Annotated in this window: 20 protein-coding genes and 2 pseudogenes; 7 read left to right on the top strand and 15 right to left on the bottom strand. The window is 69.2% G+C overall.

Features of this window, described 5'->3' with window-relative positions; all coding sequences use genetic code 11:
* Positions 1-10 precede the first annotated feature (10 nt).
* On the bottom strand, positions 11-490 hold the full coding sequence (locus tag AB0D59_RS31975; RefSeq protein ID WP_362572825.1) for a Na+/H+ antiporter NhaA: 480 nt from the start codon (positions 488-490) through the stop codon (positions 11-13).
* A gap of 382 nt (positions 491-872) precedes the next feature.
* Here AB0D59_RS31975 and AB0D59_RS31970 point away from each other — a divergent pair.
* From AB0D59_RS31970 to AB0D59_RS31960, 3 genes and pseudogenes are all read left to right on the top strand, one after another.
* A pseudogene (locus tag AB0D59_RS31970) lies at positions 873-1,610 on the top strand (IS256 family transposase); the annotation flags it as partial.
* A 52-nt stretch (positions 1,611-1,662) separates the two neighbouring features.
* Positions 1,663-2,157 (top strand): transposase, encoded by a 495-nt coding sequence (locus tag AB0D59_RS31965; protein WP_362573022.1) that lies wholly within the window; start codon positions 1,663-1,665, stop codon positions 2,155-2,157.
* Between the two features lie 245 nt (positions 2,158-2,402).
* The gene (locus AB0D59_RS31960; protein WP_362572822.1) at positions 2,403-2,831 is read left to right on the top strand and encodes a hypothetical protein; all 429 of its coding nucleotides are present in this window, start codon (positions 2,403-2,405) and stop codon (positions 2,829-2,831) included.
* Between the two features lie 369 nt (positions 2,832-3,200).
* On the opposite strand, the gene AB0D59_RS31955 is transcribed toward AB0D59_RS31960, so the two are convergent.
* The 7 genes from AB0D59_RS31955 to AB0D59_RS31925 all read right to left on the bottom strand — a co-directional run bounded on the left by AB0D59_RS31955 (position 3,201) and on the right by AB0D59_RS31925 (position 12,750).
* Positions 3,201-3,623 carry a DUF6233 domain-containing protein gene (locus tag AB0D59_RS31955; protein ID WP_362572819.1) on the bottom strand — a complete coding sequence of 141 codons (423 nt, stop codon included), beginning with the start codon at positions 3,621-3,623 and terminating at the stop codon, positions 3,201-3,203.
* An 81-nt stretch (positions 3,624-3,704) separates the two neighbouring features.
* A complete protein-coding gene (locus AB0D59_RS31950; RefSeq protein WP_362572816.1) occupies positions 3,705-3,935 on the bottom strand; it encodes a hypothetical protein in 231 nt (76 codons plus the stop codon).
* 96 nt (positions 3,936-4,031) lie between these two features.
* Positions 4,032-5,555 carry a gamma-glutamyltransferase gene (locus AB0D59_RS31945; protein WP_362572814.1) on the bottom strand — a complete coding sequence of 508 codons (1,524 nt, stop codon included), beginning with the start codon at positions 5,553-5,555 and terminating at the stop codon, positions 4,032-4,034.
* Between the two features lie 277 nt (positions 5,556-5,832).
* Complete coding sequence (locus tag AB0D59_RS31940) at positions 5,833-6,750, bottom strand: NADP-dependent oxidoreductase (protein WP_359556751.1); 918 nt, start codon at positions 6,748-6,750, stop codon at positions 5,833-5,835.
* A 608-nt stretch (positions 6,751-7,358) separates the two neighbouring features.
* Positions 7,359-8,189 (bottom strand): hypothetical protein, encoded by an 831-nt coding sequence (locus AB0D59_RS31935; RefSeq protein ID WP_362572811.1) that lies wholly within the window; start codon positions 8,187-8,189, stop codon positions 7,359-7,361.
* Positions 8,186-10,675: a hypothetical protein gene (locus AB0D59_RS31930; RefSeq protein WP_362572808.1), complete on the bottom strand. Its 2,490-nt coding sequence runs from the start codon at positions 10,673-10,675 to the stop codon at positions 8,186-8,188. Before AB0D59_RS31930 ends, AB0D59_RS31935 begins: the two co-directional genes overlap by 4 nt.
* Positions 10,672-12,750 carry a hypothetical protein gene (locus AB0D59_RS31925; RefSeq protein WP_362572805.1) on the bottom strand — a complete coding sequence of 693 codons (2,079 nt, stop codon included), beginning with the start codon at positions 12,748-12,750 and terminating at the stop codon, positions 10,672-10,674. Before AB0D59_RS31925 ends, AB0D59_RS31930 begins: the two co-directional genes overlap by 4 nt.
* Before the next feature lie 654 nt (positions 12,751-13,404).
* Here AB0D59_RS31925 and AB0D59_RS31920 point away from each other — a divergent pair.
* From AB0D59_RS31920 to AB0D59_RS31905, 4 genes are all read left to right on the top strand, one after another.
* The gene (locus tag AB0D59_RS31920) at positions 13,405-13,758 is read left to right on the top strand and encodes a DUF317 domain-containing protein (RefSeq protein ID WP_362572801.1); all 354 of its coding nucleotides are present in this window, start codon (positions 13,405-13,407) and stop codon (positions 13,756-13,758) included.
* Between the two features lie 104 nt (positions 13,759-13,862).
* Entirely contained in the window at positions 13,863-14,153 is a 291-nt protein-coding gene (locus AB0D59_RS31915; protein ID WP_362572798.1) for a hypothetical protein, read from the top strand.
* Positions 14,154-14,168: 15 nt separating this feature from the next.
* Entirely contained in the window at positions 14,169-14,990 is an 822-nt protein-coding gene (locus tag AB0D59_RS31910) for a DUF317 domain-containing protein (protein ID WP_362572795.1), read from the top strand.
* 146 nt (positions 14,991-15,136) lie between these two features.
* A complete protein-coding gene (locus AB0D59_RS31905; RefSeq protein ID WP_362572792.1) occupies positions 15,137-15,544 on the top strand; it encodes a hypothetical protein in 408 nt (135 codons plus the stop codon).
* A gap of 57 nt (positions 15,545-15,601) precedes the next feature.
* Here AB0D59_RS31905 and AB0D59_RS31900 read toward each other — a convergent pair whose 3' ends face one another.
* From AB0D59_RS31900 to AB0D59_RS31870, 7 genes and pseudogenes are all read right to left on the bottom strand, one after another.
* Positions 15,602-16,282: a hypothetical protein gene (locus AB0D59_RS31900; protein WP_362572790.1), complete on the bottom strand. Its 681-nt coding sequence runs from the start codon at positions 16,280-16,282 to the stop codon at positions 15,602-15,604.
* Between the two features lie 79 nt (positions 16,283-16,361).
* Positions 16,362-16,805 carry a hypothetical protein gene (locus AB0D59_RS31895; RefSeq protein ID WP_362572787.1) on the bottom strand — a complete coding sequence of 148 codons (444 nt, stop codon included), beginning with the start codon at positions 16,803-16,805 and terminating at the stop codon, positions 16,362-16,364.
* A gap of 204 nt (positions 16,806-17,009) precedes the next feature.
* A complete protein-coding gene (locus AB0D59_RS31890) occupies positions 17,010-18,749 on the bottom strand; it encodes a mobilization protein (protein ID WP_362572785.1) in 1,740 nt (579 codons plus the stop codon).
* Positions 18,750-18,764: 15 nt separating this feature from the next.
* Positions 18,765-19,064 (bottom strand): plasmid mobilization relaxosome protein MobC, encoded by a 300-nt coding sequence (gene mobC, locus AB0D59_RS31885; protein WP_362572782.1) that lies wholly within the window; start codon positions 19,062-19,064, stop codon positions 18,765-18,767.
* A 308-nt stretch (positions 19,065-19,372) separates the two neighbouring features.
* Positions 19,373-19,609 (bottom strand): hypothetical protein, encoded by a 237-nt coding sequence (locus tag AB0D59_RS31880; protein ID WP_362572779.1) that lies wholly within the window; start codon positions 19,607-19,609, stop codon positions 19,373-19,375.
* An 86-nt stretch (positions 19,610-19,695) separates the two neighbouring features.
* Positions 19,696-19,887: a hypothetical protein gene (locus AB0D59_RS31875; protein WP_362572776.1), complete on the bottom strand. Its 192-nt coding sequence runs from the start codon at positions 19,885-19,887 to the stop codon at positions 19,696-19,698.
* A pseudogene (locus AB0D59_RS31870) lies at positions 19,884-20,347 on the bottom strand (hypothetical protein); the annotation flags it as partial. The gene AB0D59_RS31875 and the pseudogene AB0D59_RS31870, both read right to left, overlap by 4 nt.

Here is a 20,347-nt window from a genome sequence, read left to right as displayed (position 1 = left end):
GTCGCCAGCGTCAGCAGAAACGTGCGCAGCGGGCGGGCAGGTGCCGGCCGACCACCGCAAGGAACGCCACGGCGAAGGCCGGATCGGTCACCATGGGAATGCCCCACCCGCCCAGCTCCTCCCCGGACGTGGTGGCGTTCGCGGCGAGGAACACCGCGGCCTGGACCAATGCGCCGCCGAGCGCGGCAACGATCGGCAGTGCCGCCCGGCGCGGAACGCGCAGCTCGCCGTGCACGAGTTCCTGCTTCAGCTCGTTGCCGACGATGAAGAAGAAGACGGCCAGCAGCCCGTCCGCGGCCCAGGTCTCAAGCGGCAGGTCCAGGTCCAGGTGCAGCGCGGCGGGGCCGAATGTGAAGGAGCGCAGCGCCTCATACGAGAGGCACAGGGGCGAGTTGGCCCACGTCAGCGCCACCGCGGTGGCGCCGATCAGCAGCAGGCCGCCGACTACGTCCGAGCCCAGGGCAGCAGTGATCCGCTTGACGGCAGACATGAAGGAACGTCTCCAAGACGGTACGAACTGAAAGTGTCAACGCACCGAACCCACGGGTCCGGTGATGCGCCTTCGCGCGCGGCGGTGGGCTTAGTGGTCGGCTCCGGAAGTCCTTCGGGGGTTGATCATGTAGCTGGCGCGGCGGAGGATTCTCCCTGGTGATCGGCGGTGTGCCGGTCGAGTCTGGCCAGCAGATCGTCCAGGTCGGAGGTGGTGAACTTCCACTGGAACGGTTGTGCTGTGGCGTTGTAGCGGTCTTCGAAGGCTCGGAGCCGGTCCCTGACCTCGGTGAGGTCGGTGAAGTCGTTGGGTGAGAGGACCTTGCGCTGAACGAGGGTCTGTACGGTGAGCGGTGTAACTCCCGAGCTGGAAGCGACAGTTGATGACTGACGTGACGAGTGGCACCGAGGCCGGGAAGGCCGCTGTGAGTGGGGCGAGCACCGTGGATGACGGGCTGATCGCCGAGCTGGTGGCCCGGGCTCAGGCCGGTGGCGTGAAGCTCACCGGGGATGGCGGCCTGCTGCAGCAGCTGACCAAGCGGGTGCTGGAGTCCGCGCTGGAGGGTGAGCTCACTGATCATCTGGGGCACGAGCCAGGTGAGCGGGCCGAGGGCGGTCGGGAGAACTACCGCAACGGCCACCGGTCCAAGACGGTGATCACCGAGTCGGGGCCGGTCGAGATCACGGTGCCGCGGGACCGGGCGGGGTCGTTCGAGCCGCAGCTGGTCAAGAAGCGTCAGCGTCGTCTGGGCGGGGTGGATGAGATGGTCCTGTCGCTGTCGGCGAAGGGGCTGACGCACGGGGAGATCTCTGCGCATCTCGCCGAGGTGTACGGCGCGGAGATCTCCAAGTCCACGGTCTCCACGATCACCGACAGTGTGATGGCCGGCATGACGGAATGGCAGAACCGTCCGCTGGACAGCGTCTACCCGGTCGTCTTCATCGACTGCGTGAACGTGAAGGTCAGGGACGGGCAGGTCGCCAACCGGCCCGTCTACATGGCGGTGGCGGTCACTGCCGAGGGGCACCGGGACATTCTGGGTCTGTGGATCGGCGACGGTGGTGAAGGTGCGAAGTACTGGCTCCAGGTCCTGACCGAGATCAAGAATCGCGGCGCGGCTGATGTCCTGATGCTGGTCTGCGACGGCCTGACTGGTCTCCCGGACGCCGTGAATACCCGTCTGGCCTGCGACGATCGTCCAGACCTGCGTTGTTCACCTGCTGCGGAACAGCTTCCGTTACGCGGCCCGGCAGGACTGGGAGAAGATCGCGAAGGCGCTCAGGCCCGTCTACACCGCGCGACCGAGGACGCCGCGCTGGAGCGGTTCGTGGAGTTCACCGATGCCTGGGGCGGGAAGTATCCGGCGATCGTGCGGCTCTGGGAGGCGGCCTGGGCGGAGTTCGTGCCCTTCCTCCAGTTCGACGGAGATCCGCAAGATCGTCTGCACCACGAACGCGATCGAGAGCATCAACGCGCGGATCCGCAAGGCCGTCCGGGCCCGGGGGCACTTCCCCACCGACCAGGCCGCCCTCAAGTGCGTCTACCTGGCCGTCATGAGCCTGGACCCGACCGGCACCGGACGCAAGCGCTGGACCATGCGCTGGAAGGCCGCACTCCAAGCCTTCGACATCACCTTCGACGGCCGGCTCACCGCCGGACGCCGCTGAACAAAACCGACCGAGTTCCACCGTTCGCTAGGCCCTGTCTCACTTGCGGTGGTAACTGAAAGTCATGGGAAGAACACCTAGTCGAACCGCACGGGTGGCCGCCCGCGACCTCGCTTCCCTGCCTGTGGCGAGCTCATCGTCCAGATGTCGACAGGCAGTTGAGCTGGGCAAATCGCTACAGGTAACCATTATCGCCGCCTGTTACCACCGAATGTGAGACAAGGCCGTTCGCTACACAGACCCCCATGGAGGAGGAGTCCGAGGAGCCGTACGAGACCGCCCAGGCCATCCTCGATCCCGACACTGGCACCTTCACCGACGAAGTCAGCGAACGTCTGGAGTACGTCGGCTCGGCGCTGCTCGTCATGGACCGCGTGACACTGGATCCCCCCTGGCGCGGGCACGGCTTGGCGGCCGTACTCGCGTGTGAGGCGATCCCCCGGCTCATGGCCGGCTGCCGGGCCGTCGCGTGCTCGCCCGGCATCACCGACAAGGCCGAATGGGACCGTGTGAACGCCAGGATCGCCCAGGGGTGGGAGCGCCTGGGCTTCCGCCCCTACCGGGACAACATCTATCTCCTGTCGCCGGCCTCGCAGGACTTGGAGGAGCAGCGCGGTGCACTCCGCGGGCACCTTGCCGATCTTGGCGCCTCCTGGCGGACCGACGCTTCATGACCGGCCTTGCTGGCGCGTGAGGCGAGCCCACCAGGGAGGCCGCCACCCCCGGCGGCGAGCCGGTGTCTCCTCTTGGTCCACCAGTGTCTTCGGAGGCGGTGCGATCCTGTCGGGCTCCAGATTGATTTTGCCCGGGTGCACGCAGGCCGGAACTCCCTCGTCGCGGGTGTAGCGGTGCCCGTCCGCCGGGTTGAAGGGGCATGCCCAGGAGGGCCTGCTGTAGACGACGAACTGCTCTCGTGGGTAACGGGTGGCCGGGCAGATTCCGCAGACCGGTCGCTGCAGATCTCCTCGGTCGGGATCGAGGTAGGGCGGGCCGGCGGGCTCCGGGATCTCCATAGGAGGCAGAGGGTAGCGACCGTCGCTGCGCTATCCGTGCCCTTGGCCGAGTTCGAGCGCCGGGACCAGTACCGCCGCCGCGTCACAGTCGGTGCAGGCCCGAGCGCCGTCTCGCATCAGAGCGTCCACGGCTTCCTGCGTGCCCAACTCCGTTCCGCCGCCCGAGGCGAGGCGGCATGCGGCGTCGTGCACGACCGTCCGCCCCCGGCGCTCGGGGGCGGGACGTACTACCCAGCCGGGGGCCGGCTGTGGTGGAGGGCCGGGCAGACGCCGGGTCGGCACGCCGGACAGTTCCACTCCTTCGATGGGGGTCAGCTGCCGGTCGGTCACCCAGACGGTGTACTCGGCCGCCTCGACCCCGTCCGGCCGCGCGATCCAGGAGGGGACGCCTACGAGATAACGCCACGGACGGGGGCCAGCGACCTCCTGGCGGGCGTGGAGGCGGACCCGCACGGTTTGCCCATCGGGCAGCGTGAGCGATATGGCGGCCGGAGTGGGTCCGGCCGCTCGCCGGTCACTGCGCGGGCCGTTCACCTACCGGGGCCCTGGTTCCAGCTCTCGGGCCGAGGAGCGCAGCGCTGCCCGTTGCCCGGTGCCGGCCTGCTGCCAGTAGGGATGCCACCACACCTGGACCGACAACTCCAGCAGGCGGCGGCGGAGAGCTGTCGTCCGCTGCCGGTTGGCCGGATCGGCAAGGCTCCGATAGGTCCGCTCCCACGCACACTGTGCGGCGACCAAGTCCTCGGGGATAGCAGAGCAGCGCATACAAGCTATTGCATCACGTGTTCGATTTCTGGCGCATCCTTGCAGGTGAGCCGCTAGACCAGGTAGCCCTTCGCCACGGTCGTCGTGATGGGAGAGCTAGAGGCGTGCGGGGGGCACGTCGTAGCGGCTGACGGCTACGTAGGTTTCCGGCGTCGCTGCTTCGAGCAGGCTTGCGTCGCCCTCCAGGTCGAGTGCCGGCTCCTGGGGACGACGGAGGAGGTCGCTCCAGTCGCTTGCTGCCCCTTGTTCGTAGGCGTCGCGGAGCAGAGGACGCAGCCGTGGGCGGGCTTTCTCCTGTTGTTCTCGGAAGATGCGCCGCTGGGTGAGTCGCTGTTCTTCCTGGGCTTCGTCGCTGAGTTCCAGGTCGGCGGGCGGCTGGTCCTCGGCGCGCAGTCCTGGGGTGCGCTGGGCGATGGCGAGGTCTTCCTCGTGAAGGCGCTCGCAGGCGGCGAACAGCTTTCGGGACATGCCGAGGTGGACCTCCGTGCCGGGGATGCGGCAGCTCAGGAAGTCGTCGAGGCCCATGGCACGGATTCCGGCGCGCAAGGCGTGCTGTTCGGTGTCGGCCGCTGCTCCGCGGGCGTCGGCTCGCATGGCGAGAGTGAGGCTGTCGTCTTCCAGGGGGGTGGTCAGCCCGGAGCGCCGGCGGCGGGAGGCGCGGTCGGCGGCAACGGGTACGGTGCGCAGCTGCGCCGCGGGAGCCGAGCGCAGTGCCAGGTAGGCCAGCATCTGGGCGCGGGCGGCGCCGATGAGTGCGTCGTCGCTGTCGCCGAGGCGGTCTTCCAGGTTTCCCGGGCCCGCCGCTTCGTCGTCGGTATCGGATCCGGCAGGGGCGAGCGGCGGCTGGCCGGGGTGGAGGTCGTGGTCGATCGTGAGGAACAGGTCGTCGTCCGGCCTCACGGATGCTCCGACCAGGACGGTGCGGTGCCCGTACGCGCCGAGGACCTTGCTGCCGGCCGCGAGCTGCTCCCACCCCTCGCGGAGCTTCTTGAGCCCCACGTCGCCGCCCTTGGCCTCAATCAGCCAGTACAGCTGCTCTGTCTCGTGATGTCCCCACAGGTCGGGCAGCTTCTTCTTCGGGTCCTTGAACGTCTTGAGCAGGGCGGGGATGGGGCCGCCGAGTTCGAGGTGCTCGGTCTGGCCGAGGCCCAGCAGCGAGCGGCAGGCCCACTCGGTCATCGTCATGCCCAGCCGGTAGCCGGCGGCGACCTTGGCACTGCGCTCGGTGCCGTGCGCGTAGACCGGGTTCCAGGTCAGGCGCCGGCCCCTCGCGCCGTCCACGGGGTGCCGGGGCGTCACGGGGTGCGCGCCGAGGTACGCGTACAGCGGGGAGACTCGGGCGACGAGTTCCCCGTGGGCGTAGCGCGGCTGGTTCTGCAGGTGCGGGGTGACGTCGCGGCCGACTTCGGTGGCGGCCTTGATGATCTCCCGCCACGTGGTGGTCGGCGCGTACCAGCCGTCGGCGGCCGGGAATCCGTCCGAGGCGGTCCACGCCTTGTGCTGGGCCGTCCGCCACTGCCGTCGGGGCTTCTTCGCGGGCCCGTTACGGAACAGGACCGGTATGTCGAAGCTGTCGGCGTAGGTCAAGGGCGGCTCGTCGGGGACGTGTGCGGGGATCATGCGGATCACTCTGGCACGGTCCCGGACCGCACCCGGTGTTGGGTACCGAGCCATCTGTGGAACCCCGGCGGGGTGCGCCGGACGTCGGTATGACCCTCGTCTGAGGTGTCGGATCTCGCCGCGTCCGACATGTCGATCTTTTGCGACCTGGGCTTTCTTGGTTGTCTCACGGCCGTGTCACCATGATCAGTCTCAAGTCCGTGGCATTTCCTCGTCCGACACCGGGCAGGTCAGCGGTCGTCCAGCCCACCACCGCTGCTGGCCCATTCCAGGGCGCTCAGGGGCGCACGCGAATGACGGTCTTGCCCTTGCGCCGCTCGGTCGGGTTGAGCGCAGGGACGGCGTCGTCGAGGGTCGCGACGGTTCCGATGTGCGTGCGAAGGCGCCCGTCCCGCACCCGGTCGACGATCTCCACCAGCTGACTCGGAACGGACTCGACGACGAAGTCGACCGCCAAGCCGTCGACAGGGCGAGCCTCAACAGGCCCGACCACCGACACCAGCGTCCCGCCAGGCCGGATGATTCTCGCCGAGCGCCTTTGGATGTCAGCGCCGATGACATCGAAGACCACGTCGACCCCGCCGATGTCGTCGAGATCCTCGGTGGCGAGGTCGAGGAACTCGTTCGCGCCGAAGTCGAGCGCCGCCTGGCGGTCCGCCGCCCGCCCGGTACCGATGACGTAGGCGCCGAACTCCCGGGCGAGCTGCGTAACCACGGACCCGACTGCGCCGGCGGCGCCGTGTGCGAGGACGCTCTGCCCCGCCTGAAGACGACCGTGCTGGAACAGACCTTGCCACGCGGTCAGGCCGGAGATCGGCAGGCTCGCACCCACCGTGAAGTCGACGTTCCCCGGCAGCGGCGCCAGGTTGCGTGCCTCCACGGCCGCGTACTCGGCCAGGGTTCCATCGCGGTGCCAGTCCGTGATCCCGAACACCCGCTGTCCCAGCGAGAGCCCCGTCGTGCCGTAGCCGAGGGAGGTGACCACTCCGGCGAACTCGTGGCCGATGATCGCCTGGGCTCGATCGCGACCGGCGCGATCGACCCACGTCGAGGGCCACTCCCACTCCGCGGGGACGAAGCCCGACGCATGGACTTCAACGACGACGTCGTTGATCGCCGGCGTCGGCTCAGGCCGCTCCGCGAGTGTGATCCCGGCTGCTTCCGCGGCCGGATCCGTCGCGACGATTGCCTTCACTGGTACCTCCGTATATCTCGTGCTCGCCGGCTCTGTGCGCCGCCCAAGCCATGGAGTGGGCTGATTAGCCCACAGAGGAACGGCAACAAGATCCGTCACCACAGACGGATGGACCACTGAAACACGTCGAGTCCAACCGGAGCTCGACGAGCACCACACACCCGGGGCAGCAACACCCACCCACGCGCTAGTCTCACGGCGATGTCGTATACGACATCGGTACGACACGGCTCGTGCGATTAGGACATCAGCCGTAAGACCCAACAGGTTCGTGTAGGGTCTCGCGGCTCATGCCATGGGACTGCTCGCTGACCTGGCGCTCTGCTAGTTGTCTCCCGTGGCATGGAAGTTGCGTCTCACGAGGGCGGCCATTTCCTGAGTGCAGACGGCAGCAGACTCCGGCGGTGACTTCGGACTCGATCCAACCGACCCTATGTCAGCCGACGCTTGCGGAGGCTGTGAGGTAGCCAACCCCCGGTGACAAGGTCCTTACGCCGATACGGCAGGGTGTCGATCATCGCTCGGCACCCTGCCCACGGATCCGGGCGTCCGGGCTAGTGGCACGCTCCGATGGCCGGGCACCGGTACGACCCGTTAGCGAGAAGGCGTTATCCGAGGAACGGAGCGAGCGCCTTGGCTGTGGCGGAGCACTTGAGGTAGGAGGCGGCCTTGTGGAAGCTGAAAGCACCGATGCCCGACGACACGTTCGAGTCGACGGCGTCGAAGTGGTGGGTGAGGGGCTGAGGAATGGCGACCAGATCTCCGGGGTCGGCGATATTGATCCAGTGGCCCACCGTGTGCGGCCGTACTCCCTTGCCGGACCTGGGTGTGTGCTGGAGGTGCGGGAAGACGATGTCCGGCATTGCCAGCGGCGACCCGATGGTGAGCAGCACGTCGACCTTGTGGGCGTGCTGCCAGAGCGTGTCGTAGGCGACGACCGAGCCCAGCGAGTGGGCGATCAGAACCGTGGGTGACTCCTTGGCGATGGCGTCCGCCAGCCGCTGTTGCACCGCCTGGCGCGCGGGGGAGTGCAGGTAGGCGACGAGTTCGGGGAAGTAGGAGGCCACGAACCTGCGGACGAGTTTGCTGTCCAGCCCCTTGCGCTGGGCGACGGCGTCCGCGACCCAGCGGACGGGCGTCAGGACCCGGCCCTGTGCCTTGTTCAGATCGAGGCCGTGCAATTCACCCCATCGGCGCGCGGCGTCAGCGGCCTCGGGTGACAAGTGGTCGAGGTCGTCAGTGGCGCTCTGTGCGGCGGGACCGGTAGGACGCAGTAGGTCCGCGTAGTACACCAGACGCATGTCCACGGCATCCACGGGAACGGGCAGCTTCCGGTTGAGGGCCTGGTGCCAGACCGCGCCGAGGCGGGAGGCGGCCGCTTCTGGTGTGCGCGCCGGGTCATACTGGTTGACGCCGTGGATGGCGAGAATGCGGGTCATCGGCTTCCTTCTGCTCGGTGTTCCGGCTGGGTCGGCCGGCTTGACGGGGCGAACACGGAGACCTCCCGCCCATAGCCGATGGCCAGGACGCCGTCGGCATGGGCGACGGTCTGGACGTAATCCGGGAGGTCGATGCGGTCGAGCGGGGATCCGGTCGAGGGCTCCCAGATGCGGACGGTGCCGTCGGAGCTGCCCGAGACCAGGGCGTCCACGTGACCGACCCGGGAAAAGGCGAGTGAGCGCACGGGGCCGGTATGCCCCAGCAGGGTGCGCAGTGCAGTGCCGTCGTCCAGGCGGTGCAGGGTGATCCGACCACTGTCGTCGCCCGCCGCGGTGACCTGCTCACCGGCGACCGATCCGATCGCGACCGCCTTGACTGGTGTCCCGTAGCGGTGGCTGTGCAACAGGCGCCTGTTGTGCAGGAGCAGCGTCCGGCACGTGCCGTCGTACGCTCCGCTGAGGACCACCGGTCCGCGTGAGGTTGCGGCGACGGCCAGTGCGGACACTCCGGCGTCTCTGCCACGCCCGGGCGGGGCGAGCAGCCGTGGTTCCTCACCGGTGCCCGGGTACCAGACGGCCAGCGCGCCGTCGTTCCTGCCTGCGACCACCTGGAACCCGAACGGGTCCCGGGCGAGGATCGCCAGCGCGGTGACTGCGCTGGTGCCGGAGCCCGTGCTTTCCCTCGGCTCCGGCGTGCTGTACTCCCACAGGTGCAGCCGGCCCTCCTCGCCACCTGCGGCGATCCAGGTGAACCCGCTCTGCGTGAGGACGTCGGCGGCCTGGAGGGGCTGCACGTCCGGTTCCGTGAACTCCCGTACGTTCTCGCCGGTGTCCGCGTCGAGCACCCGGATGGTGGCGTCGCGGCAGGAGGTGACGGCGTATAGCCGGCCGTCGATGCGGTGGAGGCCGAGGGTGCGGACCCAGTTCGGGTGTTCGCCTGGAAGCCGGGCCGGCCGGCGGTTGCGCAGGTCCCAGGTGCGCACGGTCCGGTCCTTCGACACGGTCACCGCCACTGGACGGGTACCGGGCAGGCCGGACAGGGCAGGCGCGACGCGGGTGACCCCACTGGTGTGTCCGGCGAGGACGTCCCGCAGTTCGCCCGTCTCCGCATCCCAGGAACGGACCGTGTCGTCCTCCGAGGCGGTCAGCAACACGCGGCGGCCGTTCACGGTGGTGGTCACGAGATCCGTGACGGAGCCGGCGTGTGCGCGTTCCTCGCGCAGCAGCCCGCCGGAGCCGAGGTCCCAGGTGCGCAGCATGCCGTCGCGGTGGCCCGCGACAGCCCGCCAGCCATGCGCCGACGGGTGGATTTCGATGGAGTCGACCTCGTTGCGCACCCCGCGGGGCCGCCGACCCTCGGTGACGGCCGGGTGGAGCAGGGAATGGACGAGCAGGCCGCTGTGTGCGTGGAAGGCCGTACAGGCTCCGCTCTCGTGGCCGACGAGCGCCACACACTGGCCGTTGATGTCCTGGGTGGCGAGGGCGGTGATCCGGTCCGCAGTGTCGCCGCTGCGGCGCAGCACGTTCCGGTACCGGAGCTCGCCGCCGGGCAGGGCGAAGGCGCTGACGTAGCTGCCCTCGGTGACGGCCAGCGCGAAGCGGCTGCTCCCTTCGCGGCAGACGGCCACGAACCGGACCCGCTGTCCTGCGGCTCGCACCGGCCGGGGAGGTTCTGATTCTGCACGCAGGTCGGCCACGTAGGGGAAGGTCTCGGTGGCCATGGCGATCAGACCGGAGTCATTGAGGGCGAGCTGCCTGACGGGAGATCCCACGGACACCGAGCCCAGCGGATGGCCGGTCGACAGATCCCACCGGGTGATCCGGTCGCTGCCGGTTACCAGGATCGGCCGGCCGTCGAGAAGGGTGGAGGCGAGGCTGGTGACCGGCGAGCCGTGAAGCAGTACGTGCCGGGTCCGGCCGGTGGTGAGGTCCCAGATCCGAGCCGTACGGTCTTTGCTGCCCGTTGCCGCCACCAGGCAGCCGGCGACCTCGGTCACGGTCAGTGCGGTGATGGCCTCGGCGTGACCAGTCATGGTGGCGCCTGCCGATGGGGAGACGTTGGTGGCGCTCGACCACACGCAGTGCCACGGGAGTACGCGGCCGCCTGGCAGACGTTCCATGCTCGCTGCCAGTTCCCGGTGGCCGAGGCGCAGGGCGTCGAGGGCAAGGATCTGACGTCGCGCTCCCGGGTCCACCCGTTGATGCCAACTGACGGAGGCGCAGTACACGTCGAGCAGCTGCTGGATGAAGCCCCCGTACACGTCCCGGAAGGGGGAGAGTGCCGATGTGACGGACCTCGGGTCCGCGTTCACGAGGTACTCGCCGTCGGAGAGAAGTTCGCCGAGCAGGTCGCCACCCACCCGGGCCGCGTGCTCGGCGGCATGCCGTCGCAGGTAGGGATCGGCGAGGTCCCAGCGCCGGCCGGCCCCGTAGCGCGGCAGGCTGGACAGCAGGCGTCGGAAGACGGCCTCTTCGTCCCGGCTCATGACGCCGTCACCGGGCCTGCACCCGATCCTCCTTCAGGCCGGTCGGCGAGCGACCCGGCCGACGGGCCGGATCCGGCGCGCGGGTGCCGATGCAGATGGTCCACCAGCTCTTGGTGGAAGAGCCGGTAGAGCGTCGTCCCGTACGTCGGGTCGACGTCGTGCCGGAGGTAGAACGCCACGTGGTCCAGCGCCGAACGGACGTCGGCACGGGTCGGCCGTGCCTTCTGGGGGTGGAACTCGGGCGCGACATCGGCGATCGCATCGGCGGGCATTCCGCTGCCCGCGCTGAAGGCCAGGGCCGCGAGGACCGGGCGTGCCCACGGATGGGTACGTTCTTCGCTCAGCTGTGTCTCCAACAGGGCGGCGAAGGTCAGAGGTAGTCCGCTGAGCGCGCGCTCGAGCTCTTCTTCGGTCATCGGGGCCGCAGCCTCGAGGAACCGGGCGGACAGCTGGGCCACGAGGAACTCTCCCCCTTCAGCGCGGCTTTCGATCCGCTCAGCCGCGCCCTGCACGACCTTGAGCCGCTCCTCTCCGCGGGTGAGGTAGGTGTCCGTGTAACTGAGCATGTCGTCGATGTAATCGGTCAGGGCGTCCCTGAGCCCCGCCCGGTCGACGGCGTCCAGATCGACCAGCGACTGGCGGGCGTCGCGAGCAGCCTCGGCCAACTGGGGAAGTTTGTCCCAATAGGGGCGCACACCCACCAGGAGCTGGCATGCCCGCCGTCGGCCGCCTCCCTGGTCCTCCCGGTTCGCCAGCGGCAGCAGCAGCTCCACACTGATCTGGACGCTCTCGATGGCTTCGTCCAGGGCATCCACCACGATCAGAGGTTCCTCCGCCAGCCCGGCTACCGCGTCCACCAGTTTCTGAGCGGTCCAGCCCTCCGGCGGCAGCGGAAGGTCGAGCTGGGCGGCGACTGCGTCGACAACCTGGCTCAGGACCATGCCCCGCGCGTGCACCGCGGCCACCTGGGAGCGGGGATCGGGACGGAGCTTCTTCGGGATGCTGTTCATGACCGGCCTGAGTTCTTTGGCCAGCTGCGGGTGGGTACAGCAGACCACGACGCCCAGCAGCGCGGACTTGCCGACCCCAGGGCTCCCGGTGACGACGCACAGCGTCGCACCTTCCTCCGCGCCATTCGCAAGCCAGGCGCGGATCTGTTCCAACTCCGCTTCACGGCCGGAGAAGTGGCAGGTCGGCTGAGCCTGCTGCGCCGTATCGCGCCCGGACGCGCGTGACAAGTAGTGATCCACATCGAGCGAGGGATGCACACTGCCGACGATGAACTCCTGCAGGGCCCAGTAGCTTTTCAACCCCAGGACCTCTGCGGGGTCCTCGCGGAACCACGGGTTGGGCAGGAACTGGGTCACGGGTGCGTGCAGGTCGCTGGAGACGACCTCCTGTACCGGTTCGTCCGCGTCCGTGCACAGCTTGCGTACCCTTTTGTGGACCGCGTCCTTGAACCAGGTGAGACGAACGAAGCGCTCGCTCGGGTGGATCTCGCTGTGGCCCTGAGCCAGACCTTTGAGGACGTCGCTGACCGCCTGGGAGAAGCGTCCGCCTCGTGCCTGCTTGTTGGACGGGCAGGCGGCGATGACGAACGCACGGCGGTCCGGGAAGGTGACGTCTGTCGTCGGATCGATGCCTGCCCCGCTGTGGCAGACATCGAGCAGCAGCAGGATGCGCCCGGAGCACCGGTCCGCGTCGGTGAGGAACCGTGTGATCCCGAAAACCGTCTGGACGACGTCCCGGTGGTCCGAAGGCAAGGAGTCCTTGGCGACGATGCACAGCTCCTGCGCTCTCCGCAGGATGAAGCCATGGCTGAGGACGTGGACGATCGCGTCCCCGCCCTCCCTGATCTCGCTCAGCAACCGGTCCATGCGACGGGCGACCGTCGAGTGATCCGGGTTGTGCAGGTGGTCCGGAGGCCCGGCCAGCACTCCCGACAAGCGCTGGGCAACGAGCACACCGAGGTCCTCGGCGAAATCGAGATCTGGCCAGGCCGATCGTTCTGGCGGGTCTTCCGGATCCTCGCCCTCGCCATCGTCGTCCGCGTGGGCAAGCCGGAACTTGGACATCGAAAGGACCACGGCAAGGTCGTCGGCCTTCCCCGTCCCCGGTAAGTCGCCCCCAACCACGCTTTACACCTTTGCTGCCTCGCCCGTGATCGCCGCAGAACAGGCTAGGAGACGGAGCGACTGCCGGGATGGGTTTCCGAAAACCTTCCCTTCGATCGGGCCGGCTTGTTCGCAGCTGAGGATCATTTCCTTTGGGCGGCCCGGATAGGACTCGGCGGGGCGCAGAGGGACGGGGTTCTTGAGGAATGCGAGTCTGACGGTCGAGACGCTTGTTCCTTCGTGGTCGGCGATGTCCTGGAGCGAGAGGTGGTCCTGTGCGTACCAGGTGCGCCACTGCTCCAGACGGGTGGCGGTGTGCCGGGCAGAGGGGCCGGGCTACCGAGAGGCTGTCCAGACGGTGGCTGCACTACTTCACTTTCACCCAAAAGAGCGAGCAGAGTGGGCTGGGGAGTCTCAGATCCGTGGCCAGTCGGCCACGGGTTGGCCAACGGCCGCGAGATTTGGCCACGCCGTCTGAGATCCCACATGAGGTGGTGCTTGGGCAGTTCGCCCGGGGCAGACAGGAAAGATCGCGGAAAGACTGGCCAACGGGTGCGAGGTCATGTCAACGTAGACGACCTTGCGAGAAACCCCAGGTCAGAGAGGTGATTGCCCGTGACCGTAGCCCCTGTGGGCACCGGCTTTTCCACTACCGTCGAAGCCCTGCGGTTGCGGGAGTGGCAGCTTGGCCCCGGTCAGCCGACCCTGGTTATGGACCAGTTCTCCGCCGAGGACTTCCATCTGATCGTCGATGACCGCGCGGACGTGTACGTCAGCAGCAAGGACGGCAGGTTCTACCTCGGCTGGTTCCCGCTCGGGCGTCCCGGCACGGACGGTGAGGGATGGAAGATCGCCGTCACCGGCACCGCCGGGGTCCGCGGCTATCACCTGTCGTTCGACACCGAGACGCCGGCCGACATCGTCGCCGCCGCCGTCGCGCGCGTGCTGGAGACCTCACGCCGCCTGTGACAGGGCGGACACCGACAGGTGATGCCCGCCCTGTGAGCCAGCTGGCCGTCCGAACGGCCGCCCGCTCCACCGCACCCGTTTCCCCGCATTCCAGGAGGCTGTTCGTGACATCCCCGGAGATGACCGTCGGCAATCTCATCGATCTGCTGTCCGGCTGCGACCGGAATGCTCCGGTCCGCCAGGCTATGAACCCGTTCTTCCCGATGGCCCACCGCTTGGCGCGGGTCCTGCAGTCGGTCGACGAGACCGGACGAACCGTCGTCTACCTCGCTGAAGGGCGGGGCGAGGACGCACAGCTCGGCCACCTGCCACCGGAGGTCGCCATCGAGCTGACGCGGCAGGGGCCTGTCCAGGCCCCCCCGCGCCGCCCCCGCCGCCGTGCCGGCGGCAACTAGATACGCACCGAGCCCTTGGAGGCGCCCCTGTACCCCGAGTTCCCGCTTCACTCGTCCGCCCCACGCGGCGGCCAGCCCGCGTTCTGGGTCGGCCCCCGGCACCTGGCCGGTGACGATGGGCGCCTCTACGATGTCGTCGCTGACACGCTCGCCGGCCTGGGCTGGACGAGCCTGACGATCGTCCGCGGACGGCATGAGTTGGACGAGGCACCGGAGGATCGCCAAGTCCTGCGCAGCACCGTCCTGCACATCAGTCCCGACGCCCTACGCTGGGCCCAGTGGGGCCTGGCGGACGAGCCGTTCCACCTGGGCGAGCTGCCGATCGCTTGGCAGGTCTCCGCCCGAGCCGAGGCGAGCAGCCCGCTCGCCCAGTGGTCCGCCTACTTCACCCGCGACGTCCCCGGCGAGGCGGTGGTCGACTTCCTCGTCGCACTCGACGCAAGCGACCAGCCTGCCGTGCCGTTCGCCGGAGCCGAGTTGGTCCTCGACGCTGTCGCCGCCCACGGATGGCTCCGCGACATCGACCAGCCTCAAGCGGCAGCGACGGACCCGACGTTCACCTCGCACATCAGCCTCGGCGAGGTCCCGCCCCTCATCCAGGACGCCGACCCGCGGACCTTGTACGCCGAAGACGACGACACGGGACCGTCTGGATGGCAGGCGTGGGCCGAGCCCGCGCTCGGCGCACCGTGTCTGTGGGCGGCATCGTTCGCCGCGAGCGTCCCGCACGATCTCGTCGCCGCCTTCGCCGCGTCTCTCAGCTCGACCGCACCGGTCCTGCGGAGGGTGCTGCCCGAGGCCACCCGGGAACGCCTCCTGCGCGCGCCGGCCATCTAACGCCCCGCTCGTATTTCTCGACGAACGCAGTCCGGCACCCTCCCAGTTGGGGGTGCCGGGCTTTCTTGCTTTTCGGGTGTGAAGTGGCCGATGGGTCCTCCGAGGAAGGATTGCTGCCCGATGATGGAACGGTGCAGGATGCGGCAATGCACACCAGCCTCGGGGCCTTTCTGGTCGTCGCTCTCGTCGTCGCCGTGACGATCGCGTTGACGGTCCGTTCACGCCGCAAGCGCACGGCTGCCCTCGCGGCGCAGTGGCAGGCATTCCAGCAGCACCGAAGCTCCGGGCAGGGGCAACTCCTCCAGGTGGCACGGGTCTACCAGCGCGGTCGCCGTGGCTCCAAAGCTGTCGTGACCTGGTGCGACACCGGGCGGCAGCAGGACGCCTGGTTCTGGAACTGGCACGTCCCCGCGGGGGCGTACCTGATCGTGAACGCCTCCAGCGGCTACGGGCCGCACAGTCACAACCCGAACGTGCTCTACGTACAGCCCGGCCAGGTCCGAGCCTGGGTGCCGGCCCAAGCCGCTCGCGCTGCTCAACGCGTCAGCCCGTAACGCGCCGCTGCCCCCGACCTGTGCAGGTCGGAGGCAGCAGCGTGACGTGCACGCAGGTCAGCTGGTCGCCGTGGCCTTGGCGAGGGCCTTGTCGAGGTGGCGGTCGACGAGGGCTGGGGAGCCGGAGACGACCAGCAGCAGGCTGCCGTCGCGGATCGCGGTCTGCTTGACCACGGTGCTCCGTCCCTCGGCGAGGAACGTCAGGAGCTGGCTCCACTCCTCGTCGCCGCGGTGGGGTACGGGCAGCTTCTGCGAGGTCACGTCAACCGGGGTGCCGCCCGCGACGACCTGATAGGTCGGGCAGCCGGTCATGGCGTCGAAGATCCGGTCGATGCCGTCGGACAGCTTGTTCGGGCTGTCGCTGTACAGCTCCTCGGAGATCTCCGAGGAGCTGTTGCCGTAGGTGAAGTCAGCCTTCGCCTTGTGCGGGAAGGCGAGCGTGCCGCCGGTCGCCGCGTCGCCGCCCAGTTCGCTCAGGGCCGGGCAGCCGATGACGGTGACGTCGTCGTGCTGGGCCGGACGCTCGGGCTTCGGCAGGTAGCCGCTTCCGAGGTCGCTCTGGTCGAGCAGGCGGGAACCGAGCGCGGCCGGATTCTGGACGGCACCGGACGGTTTTCCCGTACGGGAGGAGGAGGAAGAGGTCTGGTGCTTGGTCCCGGTGGTGTCGGTGGAGCAGGCGGGCAGGGCGAGGAGGGCCGCGGTGATGCCCAGGGCGGTGGTGGCGACGCGAACGCGCATGGCGGAACTGACCCCTTGGTGCTAGGCGACGGGTGGTCAGTGCGGGCCCGCAGGCCCGGTGGGGTCGTAGGAGTGGTGGTCAGTGTCCGAGGTGGCGCAGGCAGTCCTCGAACGTGGCGTGCGTCGCGTCCACCGGCCCGGAGTGCCGGTTGTACCAGGCGGTGTCGATGCGAGTCTCCCGCTGTTGATGGCCGGCCCGGCAGCGCAGCCAGATCTCGCCGCGGGTGGAGAGGATGAGCCAGTCCCGGTACGCGCCGCACTCGGCACAGGCAGCCATCTCGCCGTCGAGAACGAGGGGCTGCGCCCAGGGCATCATCTTGCCTTCGACCTGGTCGTGGCTCGGCACGCGCAGTTCCGGCGGAAGGAAGTCGTCCACGACGGCGGCCGGCTCGGTGGGCTCCGGCTCAGGCGCCGGTACTCCGAAGCCGGGCGGTACCTGGCCCTGCAGCTGCGCGTGCAGTTCGGCGAACTGCCTCTGAGCTTCGCTCGGCTCCTTGGCCCGGCGGCGTATCCGGTGAAACACCCTGGCGGCCTCCTCTACCTCGTCGTTTCGTCCTGCGCGCTTCATGATCGTGCCCCACGCCACCGGTGGTTTCAATTCACAAAGTCCACAGCCTCTCCGGCCAGGTCAGCCGGGGTGCTCGGCTTCTCGGGCGTATTTCGGTACGGTGCTGCGGCGTTGCCACGGTGTGCCCGATCACACGTCGTTGTACCGGCATCTGGCGGCCTACCGGGTCTTGCGCGGGGTCTCTTCTCCGCTGCGTCGCCTGCCGGGCGTGGAGTGCCTGGTGGTCGTCCCGCGCGTCGTGGACCGGTTCCCTGCGGTGTTGGTCTCGGGCAGGTGGGAGGCATCGGCGGGCAGGTCGGCGGTCCGTCGCATCCGCCACACGAGCACGTCGCTGACGGAGTCCGCAGTGCCGAGTTCGCGCCGTGCGGCAACGTCGGTCAGGAGGGCGGCCGGGTCGTGGCCGGCGGCTTCGGCCTCCGCGATCGTCGCCGCCAGGGCGTACCAGCCGGGCTCGGCGAGGATCTGCTCGGCCAGCTCTGGCAGCGCCTCGCGCAGCAGCACCGTCTGCCGCTGGAGCATCGGCCGGCTCAGACGCCGGCCGCGCTGGTAGAGCACACCGAGCGGCTGGGCGGCGGCGGCCTGGTAGGCGGTGCGAAGGTGCTCGGCGGCGCGGGCGGCGGCCTCGGCCTGCTGGGCGTGCCCCTTCCTGGCATGCCAGTGCGCGGCGGCGGTGATCAGGAAGAACAGCATGTCGATCGCCATCGCCGTGGTGGCGCCGTCCTCACCGCGGCCGAGGGCCGGGCCGCCCTGGACGAGGTCGCGGGCGGCCTGCCGCAGGGCTCGATCGTGCCCGCGTACGGCGCGGATGTGAGAGCGCGAGGCCCGTTCAAAAGCCGTTGCGGCGTCGCGTAGTTCGCGGCGGGTGTGGGCAGCTGACGTCTTCGCGAGGGCGTCCACGACCTCGCCGGCCGCGGCGATGTGGGCGGCGGCGACCGCATCGTCGCCGTGCTCGATGACGAGCACGGCCTGCCACACAGCCGATGCCGTCCCGCGGCGCGCGGCGGCCGGACTGCCCGGCCCCGTAGGGATCGCCTCCTTCTGGGCAGCTGGAACATCCTGGGCCTCACCGGTCCAGCGCTCGCGGATGCGTGGCAGCGACAGGTCGGGGGCCAGGCGGGCGCCGGGATAGAACACCGGCTCGCCGTCCTTGTTCAGGTCGTCGGGCAGAGCGACCTTGTATCCGAGGAGGTCGCCGGAGGGCGCGGCGCGTTTGCGGATCAGGAGGCCGGCGGCGGCGAGCCGGTCGAAGAACTCCTCGTCGCTCCGCGCGCCGGCCACCGCCCGTCGTACGGTTTCGCGCAGCTCCTCGCGTGCGGTGCGCTCGCGGCCCTGGCGTTGGGCCTTGTGGCGTTCGGCGCTGGTGGGCCGCTTCGCTGCGGTGCCGTCACCCTTGTGGAGGCGCCGCAGACCCAGCTCCGCTTCGAGGACTCGGGCTTGCGCCTGCACACGGATGGCGTCGTTGTCGAGATCAGGCTTGTAGCCGTCTTCACGGACGAGGGTGGCGACGATATGGATGTGGTCGTCAGCGTGCCGTACAGCAGCCCACCGGCAGCCCGCTCCAGCCTCGGGGTCGTCGATGCCTGCAGCGGCGACCATCCGGCGGGCCACGTCTCCCCATTCCTGATCCGACAGGATCCGGTCCTCGCCGCCATTGCGCACGGACAGATGCCACACATGCTTCTTCGGTCGTTGCGACGGGTCGATGTTCTCGACGGGCTGGTCCAGTAGCTGCTGGAGCTGTTTGAGGGTCGCGGTGGCGTCGCGGCCGGGGTCGGGAGCGTTGTGGTCCCAGGAGGCGACGAGGTGGGGATCGGAGTGCTCCTCGAACTTGCCCGGTCCGTAGAGGTAGTAGAGAAGGCCGATGGTGCGCTGGCCACGCTTTTGGATCCTGGGGATCATGAAGGTGAGGCGGTCCTAGTCGTGGTGGAGGAGTCGGTCGGTGGCGCGCTGGACGCGCTGGACGGCGCGGTCGGTGGCCGCGATGACCACGTCGAGTTCGCCCGGGTGAGCTCCGGCGTTGACCGCTCGGGCGATCTGGTTCAGATTGCTGCCGATGTGGCCGAGGTGCCGACGGGCGGCGAAGAACTCGGCGATCACCTCACGCTCGTCGGCAACGGCACTAGCGGTTCGTTCGAGGTCACGGGCAGCAGAGAGAGCAGCACGGGCGAGGAAGCCGGCGAGGGTGAGGCCGGCGGCCTTCGCGCCGGCGGTCACGAGGATGAGTTCGTCGTCACTGAAGCGGGTGTTGCGGACGTGCGGACGTTGGCGACGTTGGTACTTGCGGCGGCGCGTGCGAGGCTGCTCACGTTCGTCCTGCGTCCCCTCTGGCTGCGATCCGCCCTCGGTCGCAGCCTCCTCGTCTGGCGTCCCCCGGCGCCGGACGAGCCCCGGCCCCCCAGGGGCGGGGGAGCCCTTGGATACTCCGCTCAAGGCGGAGTATCCAAGGGGATAACTTGCTCGCCCCGACACCGAGTTGGAGTCGGGATCAGGTTCCGGGGTGGTGCTGCTCTTGGGTGCGTTCGTCATCGGGATTCGGGCCTCGTAGAGCGGGTGCGTTGCTGGATGGTCGCGGCCAGGGCCAGGACGTCGGCCGGCCCTTGAAGGAGGCGGACGGGTCCGTCGGGTTGGGTCTGGACGAGCCACTGGCCGGTCGGTGTGAGGACGGCGGCGTGCAGGAGTCGCCGGCTGACCAGGACGTCGGCCCAGGCGCTGGCCTCGGCGTATGTGGGCTCGGCCGAGCGAGGGGGGTGAGGAATCACGGGGTGTCTCCTGGAGCGGGGCGGTGGCCCGGCACGGAGCCGGGCCACCGGTTGCGATGAGGGCCTTGAGCTGGTGTTTTGCCAGGTCAGCCGCACTCGGGGCAGCGACTGACGTGGCTGGTGAGCGCGCGGGCCATCCGCTGCTTCGTCGAGGCAGCCTGCTTCGCGCTGGCCTTCGCTGCCGGCCTGCCCGCGTGCCGCTGGGAGTGGGCGACCATGAAGCCGATCTCCCGCTGGTACTCCGCGCGGACGGTGTCGAACTGGTGGCAGGTCTTCATCGGGCGGTGCCCCTGGTCGTTGTGGTGTCGTCGCTCCGCAGCTGCTGGAGCACGAGGCTCAGCCGGTCGTTCCGGCCGCCCTTCAAGCCCTCGCGGCGGAGGATCTCCCGCAGCTGCACACGGGTGACCGCCTCGTTGCCGTCCCGTTCGAGCAGGGCGGGGACGTGAGGACGGACCTGCTGGACGAGCTGGTCCACCGACTGCTCCGGTTCACGGGGCGGTCGCCGGGCCTGCGGAGTTCGGGGTCGACCGCGCTTCCCCTTGTTCTTCGTCCGGGCCTTCGGCGTCGTCTTCCGGCGGAGAGGGACCTTGTGTCCCCGGTCCCCGGTGGTGTCGGTCCCCGATTCGGTGTCGGTCGGTCCCCGGTCCCCGGTGGTGTCGGTCCCCGATTCGGTGTCGGTCGGTCCCCGGTCCCCGGTGGTGTCGGTCCCCGATTCGGTGTCGGTCGGTCCCCGGACGT

The organism is Streptomyces sp. NPDC048417 (genome assembly GCF_040651615.1).
Lineage (GTDB): Bacteria > Actinomycetota > Actinomycetes > Streptomycetales > Streptomycetaceae > Streptomyces.
Note: the sequence above shows the minus strand (reverse complement) of the source record. Positions and strands in the feature narration are given on the sequence as shown.